At 36.9% G+C, this 12543-nt stretch carries 10 protein-coding genes and 2 riboswitches; all 10 genes read right to left on the bottom strand.

The window, feature by feature from the left end:
• Window positions 1-370: 370 nt before the first annotated feature.
• The 10 genes from ACHZEU_RS16585 to ACHZEU_RS16540 all read right to left on the bottom strand — a co-directional run bounded on the left by ACHZEU_RS16585 (window position 371) and on the right by ACHZEU_RS16540 (window position 12495).
• On the bottom strand, window positions 371-1672 hold the full coding sequence (locus tag ACHZEU_RS16585) for an NCS2 family permease (protein WP_004230532.1): 1302 nt from the start codon (window positions 1670-1672) through the stop codon (window positions 371-373).
• A gap of 131 nt (window positions 1673-1803) precedes the next feature.
• A riboswitch (purine riboswitch) is annotated at window positions 1804-1905 on the bottom strand.
• A 209-nt stretch (window positions 1906-2114) separates the two neighbouring features.
• Complete coding sequence (locus ACHZEU_RS16580; protein WP_048395027.1) at window positions 2115-2783, bottom strand: MOSC domain-containing protein; 669 nt, start codon at window positions 2781-2783, stop codon at window positions 2115-2117.
• A 174-nt stretch (window positions 2784-2957) separates the two neighbouring features.
• Entirely contained in the window at window positions 2958-4511 is a 1554-nt protein-coding gene (guaA, locus tag ACHZEU_RS16575; RefSeq protein WP_036076059.1) for a glutamine-hydrolyzing GMP synthase, read from the bottom strand.
• Between the two features lie 155 nt (window positions 4512-4666).
• A riboswitch (purine riboswitch) is annotated at window positions 4667-4768 on the bottom strand.
• A 32-nt stretch (window positions 4769-4800) separates the two neighbouring features.
• On the bottom strand, window positions 4801-6984 hold the full coding sequence (locus ACHZEU_RS16570) for a transglutaminase domain-containing protein (protein WP_066038120.1): 2184 nt from the start codon (window positions 6982-6984) through the stop codon (window positions 4801-4803).
• Window positions 6981-8162, bottom strand: a complete 1182-nt coding sequence (locus ACHZEU_RS16565; protein ID WP_328025426.1) for a DUF58 domain-containing protein — start codon at window positions 8160-8162, stop codon at window positions 6981-6983. Before ACHZEU_RS16565 ends, ACHZEU_RS16570 begins: the two co-directional genes overlap by 4 nt.
• Window positions 8159-9103, bottom strand: a complete 945-nt coding sequence (locus ACHZEU_RS16560) for a MoxR family ATPase (protein WP_048395021.1) — start codon at window positions 9101-9103, stop codon at window positions 8159-8161. Before ACHZEU_RS16560 ends, ACHZEU_RS16565 begins: the two co-directional genes overlap by 4 nt.
• 194 nt (window positions 9104-9297) lie before the next feature.
• Window positions 9298-9978, bottom strand: coding sequence for an ABC transporter ATP-binding protein (locus ACHZEU_RS16555; RefSeq protein WP_053075732.1), 681 nt, complete (start codon window positions 9976-9978; stop codon window positions 9298-9300).
• The gene (locus ACHZEU_RS16550; protein ID WP_333881133.1) at window positions 9975-10775 is read right to left on the bottom strand and encodes an ABC transporter permease subunit; all 801 of its coding nucleotides are present in this window, start codon (window positions 10773-10775) and stop codon (window positions 9975-9977) included. The genes ACHZEU_RS16555 and ACHZEU_RS16550 overlap by 4 nt, the downstream gene beginning before the upstream one ends.
• Entirely contained in the window at window positions 10775-11227 is a 453-nt protein-coding gene (locus ACHZEU_RS16545) for a nitrous oxide reductase accessory protein NosL (RefSeq protein ID WP_233436264.1), read from the bottom strand. Before ACHZEU_RS16545 ends, ACHZEU_RS16550 begins: the two co-directional genes overlap by 1 nt.
• Window positions 11224-12495 (bottom strand): right-handed parallel beta-helix repeat-containing protein, encoded by a 1272-nt coding sequence (locus tag ACHZEU_RS16540; RefSeq protein ID WP_333881132.1) that lies wholly within the window; start codon window positions 12493-12495, stop codon window positions 11224-11226. Before ACHZEU_RS16540 ends, ACHZEU_RS16545 begins: the two co-directional genes overlap by 4 nt.
• Between the last annotated feature and the right edge of the window lie 48 nt (window positions 12496-12543).

Below are 12543 nucleotides of genomic sequence, written 5' to 3'. Positions count from 1 at the left end.
TTTTTTTTGTTCACTAGCAAAACTAGCTACTTAAAACTTTATTGATTACGTTTTGCTTGTTCAGTTTTCAAGGTTCATTTACTAGTTACACTAAGTAACTTTTTATAATTTAACATAATGTTAACTCGTTGTCAACTGTTTATGTTAATATTTTTTAAGTTGTTCGTTTATTTCGTAACAACGTGTTTAAATATATCATCATAAATTTAAGTTTGCAAGTGTTTCATTAAAGTAAAACTATTCGCATTATTTAAAACCGAGTTTCTTCTATATAAATGTAAAAATAATACCTTCTTTTATTTTGGATCAACTCAATAAAAAACACCTTTAATTGTTAGCAACTTACTAACAATTAAAGGTGTCTGTTTAACTAACGTACCCAAATGAAGTATGCAAGGAAAACAAAGAATAGACCATACATCATTGGGTGAATTTCTTTTTTACGACCTGCTAATAACATTGTAATTGGGTAGAATACAAAGCCGATTGCAATACCAGTAGCAATTGAATAACCAAGTGGCATCATTAATACTGTAAAGAATGCAGGTACTGCTATTTCGAATTTGTCCCAATCAATTAAGCGTAAGGACGATACCATTAGTACCCCTACGATTACTAAAGCTGGAGCAGTAACTGCTGGTGTTACCACTGCTAGTAATGGTGAGAAGAATAATGCAACTAAGAACAGTACTGCTGTTACGACTGCTGAAAATCCTGAACGAGCGCCTGCAGCAACTCCAGAAGTTGACTCTACGTACGCTGTTGTTGTTGACGTACCAAATAAAGAACCGATAGTTGTTGCTAGTGCATCTGCCATTAAGGCACGTCCTGCACGCGGTAATTTATTATCTTTTACTAAACCTGCTTGTGTCGCTACAGCCATTAAAGTACCAGCTGTATCAAAGAAATCAACAAACAAGAATGTTAACACTACTACTAAAAACTTCACGTTAAATAATGTACCGAAGTCACCAAGTGGTTCTAGTGCTACCATGAATGTAGAATCTACACTTGGAATAGCTGATACAACGGCTGTCGGAGGATCAATGATACCTGTGATCATCCCAATAACTGCAGTAATCACCATCCCTAAGAAAATACCGATACTGCGCAATTTAATAATAAGAATAACTGAAAGAATAATTCCGAATACCGCTAATAATGTAGCGCCTGTGAAACTTCCTAAAGTGACTAAAGTAGCTGGGCTATCGACAATGATCCCTGCTCCTTGTAAACCAACAAAAGTTATAAATAAACCAATACCTGCAGAAACTGCATATTTAAGTTGTACTGGTATAGCATTAATAACAGTTTCGCGGATACCAGTTAAAGATAAAATAATAAAGATAATCCCTGAGAAGAACACGCCTGTTAAACCAGTTTGCCACGGAATACCGTATGCTCCGACTACAGTAAATGCAAAGAATGCATTTAACCCCATCCCAGGAGCAAGTGAAATCGGAAACTTAGCGAAAATCCCCATAATCAAAGAACCGACTGCTGCTGCTAATGCTGTTGCTACGAAAACAGCACCTTTATCCATCCCTGCATTTTCTAGAATACCTGGGTTAACAGCTAGAATATATGCCATTGCAAGGAAGGTTGTAATACCGCCTATTATTTCGCGGCGATAATTAGTTCCTAATTCATCGAACATGAAATATTTTTTCATTATCAAAAAATCCTCCGTGTGGTCGTCTTCAATATCGAAAACAAAAAAGACACGCTGACTACTCTACTAGTCGCATGTCTACGATATATTTCATCACAATTAGTGTGTGAAACAAATTAGTGTTTATACATTTATGTATAAACCTAAATCGTAGTCAAGTTATTTACGGTAACTTGGTAGAAACTCACGGGCCTTATCCCCGACATTATACGACGACGTATTTAATTTACATTCGTAATATATCATTTCGTTTTTTAGATTTCAACCCTATTTCCGAACATTTTTCTAAAAAGAAATGCGAAAGTTCGTGTAAAATTCTTATTTAATGTTCAGGTTCTATTAAATGTATTACTAAAGAGGCTTTGTACTGAACATTTCAGCAATTAGTTTAAAGAAAAAATCCCCTAGAAATTCTAGAGGATCCTTCTTTTGAACGTATGTTTTAACTCATCACTTTACTTTGCAAGACTTGAATTCTTTTTTCTAATTTTTCTTTCCAATCTTCTGCTAATGCATCTACTGCTTGTATTTGTTTCATAGCGATTGCATCATTGTTTTTGAAGTACACTTCATTGCAATACAAAACAGAGATACGTGCAGGATGCTTTTCTACAAGCTCAATTGTTGAATCTGCACAGATTGTCCCTTCTTCAAGTACACGCGCAAGGAAACCTGTATAGCCTGTTTCGATTAAACGTTTGAGTAATGTGTTTGCCTCGGTATATCTATCAATCGTACTACATGGAATACGTCCCTGTGTAATTTGAATGACAGCATCTCCAATTTTATAAATATCACCAATACAAACATCTGATTCTAACATATTTGTTACGGTTAAATTTTCGCCAAATGCAGCAACGGGTAACGTTTTTCCAAGTTCCTGTTCCCATTGTATGTAATGCTCCGCAGGATATAAACAAACTGCTCGATCAGGGCCACCGTGATGTTTTTTATCTGCCACATCATCCCCTTCAAAGCCTTGAGAGGACAAATAAACTTCTTGCACTCGTTGCTTTTCAATCCCTGTAATCATTGAACGTCCTTTACTATCAACCAATTCTTTTGGCATCCCAACCGTTAATGTATGAATCATTGGTTTATTTTTCTCCATTTAAATCCCCCCTAATCTGAATAGTATAATTTCTTGTGCATTCATTTAGTTTACTACATACAACACTTTACCAGCAATTTTTGCAGTTGAGATACTTCATTAAGCCATAAATTCAGAAGGAAATAAATCAAAAAAAGCCCTAAAAACCTCTCAGGGCTTTTAGGGCTTTTGCTATTATTCCCACTCAATCGTTGCTGGTGGCTTAGATGTAATATCATACAGCACGCGGTTCACGTGTTTTACTTCGTTTACAAGGCGGACGGAGATTTTCTCTAGTACATCCCAAGGAATACGTGCCCAGTCAGAAGTCATACCGTCGATAGATGTAACGGCACGGATACCGATTGCATAGTCATACGTACGAGCATCGCCCATTACACCTACTGAACGGATATCAGGTAATACCGTAAAATATTGCCAAATGTCACGATCAAGGCCAGCTTTTGCGATTTCTTCACGTAGAATGAAATCAGATTCGCGAACGATTTCTAATTTTTCTTCTGTTACTTCACCAAGCACACGGATACCTAATCCAGGACCTGGGAACGGTTGACGCCAAACGATTTTTTCGTCTAGTCCAAGCTCTAAACCTAGTGCACGTACTTCATCTTTAAATAAAGTTTTCAGTGGCTCAATTAGTTGGAATTGCATATCTTCAGGAAGACCACCAACATTATGGTGTGATTTGATTGTTTGTGCAGTTGAAGTACCAGATTCAATAATATCTGTGTAAAGAGTTCCTTGTGCTAAGAAATCCATACCTTCAAGCTTAGATGCCTCTTCATCAAACACATAAATGAATTCATTACCGATAATTTTACGTTTTTTCTCTGGATCAGAAACCCCAGCAAGTTTGTCCATGAATCGTTTACGTGCATCAATTTTAATAAGATTCATGTCAAAGTCTTCTGTGAATGTTTTCATTACTTGTTCAACTTCGCCTTTACGGTTTAAGTTGTGGTCTACGAACATACAAGTTAATTGATCGCCTATTGCTTTATGGATTAACACCGCTACCACTGATGAGTCTACACCACCAGAAAGTGCACATAATACTTTTTTATCGCCAACGATTTCACGAATTTTTGCAATTTCAAGCTCAATGAAGTTTGCCATTGACCAATCGCCTTTCGCTTCACAGATGTCGAATACGAATTGACGTAATAGATCATTACCATATACAGAGTGACGTACTTCTGGATGGAATTGTACAGCATATAGTTTACGTTCAACGTTTGCCATTGCAGCAATCGGACAAGATGCACTAGTTGCGATGACTTCAAATCCAGCTGGAACTTCTGTTACATGGTCACCATGGCTCATCCAAACGATTTGTTCTGTAGGTAATTCACCAAATAATTTGTTTGGTGTTGTTACTTGAATTTCGGCTTTACCATACTCGCGTGTTTCAGCACCTTCAACTTTACCGCCGTTTGTATGGGCCATTAATTGCATACCATAGCAAATACCTAAAATCGGTAAACCTAATTCGAAGATAGCTGGATCCACATGAAAGGCATTTTCATCATAAACAGAGTTTGGACCACCTGAGAAAATAATACCTGTTGCGTTCATATCTTTAATTTCTTCTGCAGTTACCGTATGTGGATGTAATTCACTGAAAACACCAAATTCACGAATACGACGTGTAATTAATTGGTTAAATTGGCTACCGAAGTCTAGTACAACGATTTTTTCTTGCTCTTTTAATAAAGGGCTAGCTGTCAAAATTTCCACCTCTTCTATTATTTTTAAAGGATTTTTCATGTGTTCAAAGAAAAACGCGAAGAAAGTAAAAAAACTTTCTACGCGTTCATAAGCTCTAGAATATTGATAAAGGCGAATGCGTAGCAAAGTAAAGTGATTTACTATACTTTTCACCTAACGAAAACATCCGCCTTCATAGAGAAATCATTTAAGGTGATTTCGTAGAAACATCCGAACCCTATTATCGAACTTATATGAAAGCAATCCTTGCATTTAATTTTTTTCATTTTACTCTTTGTCTACGTTAAAATCAACTGATAGTGCGATTGATTAAATATTCCCAACTTTCTTTCAGCTTCACAAAATCAACATCTTCTTTGTCTTTCCCATAAATATGTTGCTCGTAAACTACCGTCAGCTTTTGCATTTCATCTGTTTCTAATGCTGAATCTACACGCTCTGCGAATGCACTTAACGTTTCTCCATCTTTTCTCCGCAAACCAATACGGGATAATTGCTTCAGTAAAACATGGTAGGAAGAATCGAAATTTGACCAATCCGCTACTTTTTTACGGTATGCTCGAACATGCATCTTAGGAATCCACGTTTTACGCTGTAAGAATAAAGAAATACCTGTGATTATTAATAATACAACAATTATCACCCAAACATAGGCAAACTTTTTCATCCATAACCACATTGCATCAAAGCTAAATGTTGATTTTGTCTGTTCCTTCTCGGTTACCTGTTCTTGTGGTTGTGGCTGCTCGGGTTTTCGTTCTGGCTGCGCCACTTCCTCCTCATCAGACGTATCTAACGGAATATCATAATCGATGTTAACATTGCCAGAAAAGCCGATTGTAGGCTCAAACTCCATCCATCCCGTTCCAGGTATAAAAGCTTCTACCCATGAGTGCGCATTGTCATTCGTGATGCGATATTCGCGTAATCCATCTGACACAGGTCCTGCAGTCCCAGGTGCAAAGCCTTTCACCCATCGAGCTGGGATTCCTACTGAGCGTAAAAGTACCACCATTGAAGTGGAGAAATTATCACAATACCCAACTTTTGTATCGAACAAAAATTGATCGACATAATCCTGATTTTCACCAGGAATGGCAGCTTGCGTTTTATCGTACTTAAAACCATTTGTTCTAAAATAACTTTCTACAGCCTTAATTTGTTCATAAACCGTATCTTTCTTTTGCGTTATTTCAGACGCTAAGTCCCTTACACGCTGAGGAAGTTGGTTAGGTAACTGCAAAAATCGATCAAAGGAAGAATCCATTGTTTCAAGTGTTGCTGGATATGACAATTGGAGCTGCTCCATACTATAAACAGGCTCACTATAAGACAATGAATAGTTTGATAATGATTTCGATTCCCCTACCTGTTGTTCTATATTCATTTTTTCAGTCTGCTCATCTTGAATAAATAAAGTGGAATCTTGAGCCGAAACAGAAAGCATACCATATGTTTGAATTAAAAATGGCATTGGAACAGCAATATCTAATTGAATCTGACGTTCACTTTCGGGCGGCCCTACTTGTAAAGAAGTCAGAATGGGTGTATTTGACTCATAAACATTTTTCCCAAAGTTCCCCTCTGAAACAATCCAACCTTTTGACGTATACGTATCTTTTGTTTCAATACGCCAATAATGACGATCACGGGAAGAGGCAGTGAATATTAAAGTATTATCTCCTTGGAACGGACCACCTAACTGACTATCATCCTGGCTATAACCAACTGATTTTTGACCATTTCCATTTCCGTCTTGTCCAGTAACCCCTTGGATAAACGGCACCGGATCTGCCCATGTTGGCCCAGTCTTTGGTAAAAAGTATGCTACAGAACTAACGAGTAATACAGATACTAGCATGGGAATAACAATTTTCCATTTCTCCATTACCGTACTTGTAGTTTCTACTTGAAGCCATAGGCGCTTGACAAAAAGAACACCTGTCATGATTAATCCTAAAACAACAACTTTTACAATTGCCGCTTTACCGTCATAGTCACTAAATGTATCCAAAGTAGCAATAAAGAATACGGTCATGGCAAAGAAGTAGAATATATTTTTTCGCACCGAAACCCAATGGTGAATTAAATAGACCAGCATCCAAATCAATACAAGAAATAACACTGTTCTGAAAACATCTGAAACCTGTCCAAAGTCACCTGTTAGAATCGTGGCCATGTTCCCTCTCCATTCAGCCAATAAAAAAGGCAATGTATCACCAGATAATACAGGACTAGGGCTATAGATAAAAACGACAAACCAGGTAATATAACCAAACTTCACTAATCCTGATAATAAAGGATGTACGCGGAAAAGACTTAGCGCTAAAGACATACCGATAAACACTAAGAAAAGATGCATCCCACCTGTATTCGTTAATTGCATAATGGGAATAAGCCATTCACGCAAAATGAAAAATACAATAACATAAGCTATGGCTAATTCTAAAAATTCTCCTAATGATTGCTTCACGGTCTTATCACCTCCGTGAATAAATGATAGAAATCTGCTGGATTTACATAAATAACTTGTATATGTTTATACCGCATCGCAAGCTCAGATTGCACTGGTTGCTGCTTTGCCACTACAAAACAAATACAGCTTTTCACTATATTCGCAAGAGTATGTAGGAATTCATCTGAAACATCACTTGTCACATAAAGCAGTGTTGCAACTTGTTTAAAGGCTTGTTGGTCATGAAATCGAAACTTGACATTCTCTGTAGGTTTTATCGCAGCTAAATGATACATGACTTGATCTAAATGCTTGTCACCCTGTATAGCTGGGAATACTTTCGTCATTGCTCCAGCAGAAATAAATGATAAATCTCCTCGTTCCTGAACGATCATTTGTAGCATTGAAGCTACTAACTCTACTTTTTCTTCAAACATCGAGGATTTTGTAGCGTCTAGCACTAACATTAGTTCAGATGATTGTCGATCCTCAAATTCCTTAGACTGTAACTTTTGTGTACGTGCAAATGATTTCCAATGAATCCACGAAAAACGATCTCCTGGAACGTACTCTCGTAATCCAACAGCCATCGATGTGTCCTTCACAATAGAGTATGGAGACATCATCAAGCCAACATCATATTTTGTTTGAAGCGCAGCATATTTCATCTCTTGTACTCTTGGGTAAACTAAAATAGTTTGGTCCTTTTCTGCTACGACAACCTTTTTAGCCCAGCCAAAAAAATCATAGAAAACAATTGTAACACCTAGGTAGCGATGTTCACCACGTGGCATATTTTCCAATTCATATTGCCAGCTAAAGGTCTTTTTGAATCCAACGAACTTAATGGCATTCGCATTTTGTATTTTAGCTTGCACTAATCCCTCACTATCCACAAGTTCCTCCATTACGATATAGGCAAATGGAAAACGTGTTTTACGTTCTATCGTAATAAGCACCTTCGCTGATTGACCTCGTTCTATATGAATCGGGTCAATCTTGCGTTCGATTAGTAAAATATCTTCTCTAACGACAAAGAAAATGAATGCATATACTAAAAATGGGCTAACCGTAAAAAATACAAACCAGCTCACAAACCCACCTTGGAACATTGCATAACAAAATGTTACGATCATCAAGAAAGCGATTAATAGGAAATGTTTGCTTTTTTCTACAAAAGCTTTCCATTGCCTCATTGTTCTGCAAACCTCTTTGTCGGAACTGGTGTTTTAGCAATGATCCGCTGGATAATTTCGTCTGCTGTCACGTTATCATAGCGTGCATCTGGTTTTAAAACTAAACGATGGTTAAAAACAAATGGCACTAAATATTGAACATCATCAGGGGTAACATAGCTTCGTCCTTTTAAAAATGCGTAAGCTTGAGAAGCTTTCATTAGCGCTATTGTGGCACGTGGACTCACACCTAAATAGACATAATTATTTTCTCTTGTTAGGGTAGCAAGCTCCACCATATAATTTTTAACAGAATCTTCTACATACACACCTTGAACAAGTTCCTGTAATTCGATTAATTGCGCTACCGATAATACTGCTTCGATTTTTTCAATGGCTTTACCATTCTCAGCTCTTCGTAAAATTTCAACCTCTTGCCCCCTAGATGGATAGCCCATTTTTATCTTTAAGAGAAATCGATCTAGTTGTGCTTCAGGTAAAGGATAGGTACCTTCATGTTCAATCGGATTTTGTGTAGCCATCACAAAAAATGGCTGATTGATCATCAGCGTTTTCCCATCAATTGTAACAGAAGCCTCTTCCATCCCCTCTAACAACGCTGATTGAGTTTTCGGAGACGTTCGGTTAATTTCATCGGCTAATACAACATCCCCCATGATTGGTCCTGGACGAAATTCAAACTCCATTGTCTTGGGATTATAAATAGAAATACCGACTACATCTGATGGCAATAGATCTGGCGTAAATTGAATACGCTTAAATTGTGCATCAAACGATTTTGCAAGTGCTCGCACCATCATTGTCTTTCCTACTCCAGGTACATCCTCCAATAAAACGTGTCCCCTTGCTAATAATGCGACAATACTGAGCTCAGCAACTTCTCTTTTACCAATCATTACTTTTTCTATATTTTCTAAAACATTCTGTATTTGAGCATTCATTAATCGAAAAGCCTCCCATTCCATCAAGCAATTGTGTGAATTGCAAGCAAACTTAATCTAAGCATAGCGAAATCTGTCTTGTAAAACAATTATCTGAAACTTCTACTTCCTACGAACATTCATAAAAAAGGCTTGTTTGATAACATCCAAACAAGCCTAATCCTTATTATATAACGTCATTAACCATTAGAATGTTACAAATTCAATCTTTTTAACCATATTTCTTCTAAAGATGTAGAATTTTCTTGCAAGAAAATTTCAGATATCGCCCCAGAAATGATAATTTCACCTTCATGTAAAACTAATACATCATCTGCTATTTCTTCAGCAAAAGATAGCAAATGAGTAGAGAAGATAACGGTATTGCCTTTTTTCTTCTCCTCCAGCATCATGTTTTTCAACTGTGCTATCCAAAAGGGATCTAGACCATTCGTTGGCTCATCTAAAATTAACAATGACCCGCTACCAAGTAAGCTCTGGGCTAGGTTTAGCCGTTGGAGCATCCCTTTGGAAAAGTGTTTAGCTCTTTGCTTCCGAACATCCCACAAGGAAACACGCTTCAGTACATTCTCTTGCTCATATTTATCTACTTGTTTTAAAGATGCCAACAGCTCTAATATTTCAGCTGCAGTTAGCATAGTTGGAAAGTTTACATCATCAGGCATAAAACGGATTGTTTGTGGTTGATGCCATATTATTTCACCAGATTGCTGTTTCTCTTGACCCGTTAACAAACGAATCAAAGTACTCTTCCCAGCCCCGTTTCCTCCAACCAATGCAAGAATTCGACCAGCTTGCAGCTGAAAGGAGGCTTCTTTTAATCCTCTATCATTTTCATAAACCTTAGCTACATTTTTTCCCTCTAACAGAATCATCGCCGCTCCCCCTCCTTTAACAGCTTCGTAGCAAGCATTAACGGTAGTACAATCCAGAGTATTGTTATTATTCCATACACCACCTGACCAAGCGGTGATAAGTAAAACCTCGTTACATCATAAAAGGCTGGACCAAGCACACTAGCTTGATTACTAAATATAAAATAGCCGAAGCGCAGCCATTCTACTGGATTAATATGTATCATTATGATGATGAGCTTTTGTAAAAGATGTCCTGAAACAACTGCACCTATCGCCATTAAAGCATAAGAAATGAGCAATAAAAGAAAGGACCATACTACAAGTGATAATGCAAGTGCAAATAATCTTTTTTTTGCAAATACCCCTAGCAAGATTCCTAAAGACACAAAGATAATAATACATAATAGCGTAAGAATAACTAAAACAATTGGTAACCGTACCCCACCTAGTAACCCACCTACGGTTAATACAAAACTAAATGCCACTACTATTACTAATAAAAACGCAAGTACCGTAGCTACATATTTGCCTGTAATATATTGCTTCCGCTTCATAGGGTATGTTTTTAATAACGATAACCAACCTGATTCTATATCACCAGCTATACTCATACTACCAATGGTGAGGATAAATAGCGGCAGCAGAAATAATAACACACTTAAAAATGATGCAGTTTGACGTGTAAAGCCTTCAATATCTGGTAAAGCCATTTGTTGAATGACGACTATGGCAACGAAAACAAACGTAAACAGAAAGGCTACTAGTTGCATCCATCGACTTCTTAAAATCTGCTTCAGCTCTATTTTTACAAACATCACTCATGAATCCCCCAATTCAATGTCAGCAAATCACGATAGGCAAATAGTTGACCTTCTTCTTCATCATTCATCCATTCTTTGGCTTCGTCTTTTGTAGCAAATGCAATAACACCATAGTTCATCGGCGTCCAATAATTTTTGTTGTACACATAAATCGCTTTATAAACGTCAATCCATTCATTCGTTGCTTTATTTTTAATATAGGCTGCTCCCACTTCACCATCGCCATTTAGCTCAATGTAATCCATTAAGCATCCAATATCATCAAAAGTCTCATAGTCTCCATTTTTCAAAACAATTTGCCCTGCGTATTCATTATGAACAATACTCATATTACAAACTTTACAAACATCTGTTTCACTATTGATTTCACGTGGATGGTATGCTTTTTCACCACAGCCTCCTAAAATAACGCCACATATAATTACTATCATTATCCATCTAGTCACACTCGTATCCCCCTTTTCCAAAGCCATAAACTTCCCATAAACACGATAAAACCAATCACTAATTGTAAGATATTTAATGAAAACTCTATCTCTTTCATATTGCTCAGTAATTTTGGTTCATTATCTACCATTAGATTTCGTTCTGTTTTATTAATCTGTTGATCTAGTGACGTCAGGATAACAACGCTTGGTGATGCCACAAAAAATTGATAAACCGGCTGTCTCACCATCCATTGTCCAAAACTCGACACAGCCACATATGGAATATCTCCAAAACCATCACCTGTAACATCTAGCCCTGTATAATCATCATAAAAATTATGAATTAAACGTAATCCTCGATTGTCTGACCTTGCTGTTAATATATTGCCTGTAAACTGATTATTCATAATGATTGAACGCTCATCGACTTTTGTACCTTCTAATGCAGTTTGATTCATCTGAAAGCGATTTTCTTGTATTTGAATCACTGAACTCTTCTGCAACGCTACCCCTACACGATTATGCAGAAAGCTATTTTCTCTTACCATTGCCTCCTGTGTGTCATACATCATAAGTCCATAACTATTGAAGCCATTATGATTACTAATTGTATTACTACTTATTTCTAAATTAGTAGTCATCATCACCATAAGACCTGTAACATTCTGTAAATATGTATTGAACAACACCTTCACATTACTTGAATACATAAAATGTGTTCCATAACGGCAATTTGTTACCTTGTTTCGCTGTACATCTATTCGCGTCCCTTCTTCAACATATATACCATCCTGGACTTGTTCGATCGTATTTTGATCGATCACGACATCTTCACTTTTAAAAACCGCAATTCCATTTCCTTTTTCAGCAAAGTGAGATTCATTTCCAATGATCCTATTTTCTAAAATTCGTATATGCCTTGAATGCTGAAGATGTATACCAACTCGGATATCTTTTAGTTCAATAGCTCTTAGCTCTAAATTATCCGCCTCATTAGTAACAATTCCTTTATTTTTTGCTGTTATCCTTATATTTTCTATGGAAACATTCGATACATGTTCAATTTTTAATACAGGTTCATCATTTTGAGCATAAAGCTCAGTCCCTTTTTGTCCGTACAGTTTGATCGGTTTCTTCACCGTGAAATTCCCTTGGTAACGACCAGCAGGAATATGAATACTATCTCCAGCTTTTGCTTGATCGATAGCATATTGAATATCAAATTCTGCATACGCCGTTTGACTTGTCATGAGAAAAAATAAAAAGAACAACATGATTTGCTTCATCACTTTCCACCTCCTCATTCAGCAAGAAAAGACTAGAGGATTTCCCCT

This window comes from Lysinibacillus sp. S1 (genome assembly GCF_044986265.1).
GTDB classification, from domain to species: Bacteria; Bacillota; Bacilli; order Bacillales_A; family Planococcaceae; genus Lysinibacillus; species Lysinibacillus capsici.
This window is presented reverse-complemented; position numbering and strand designations above follow the sequence as displayed.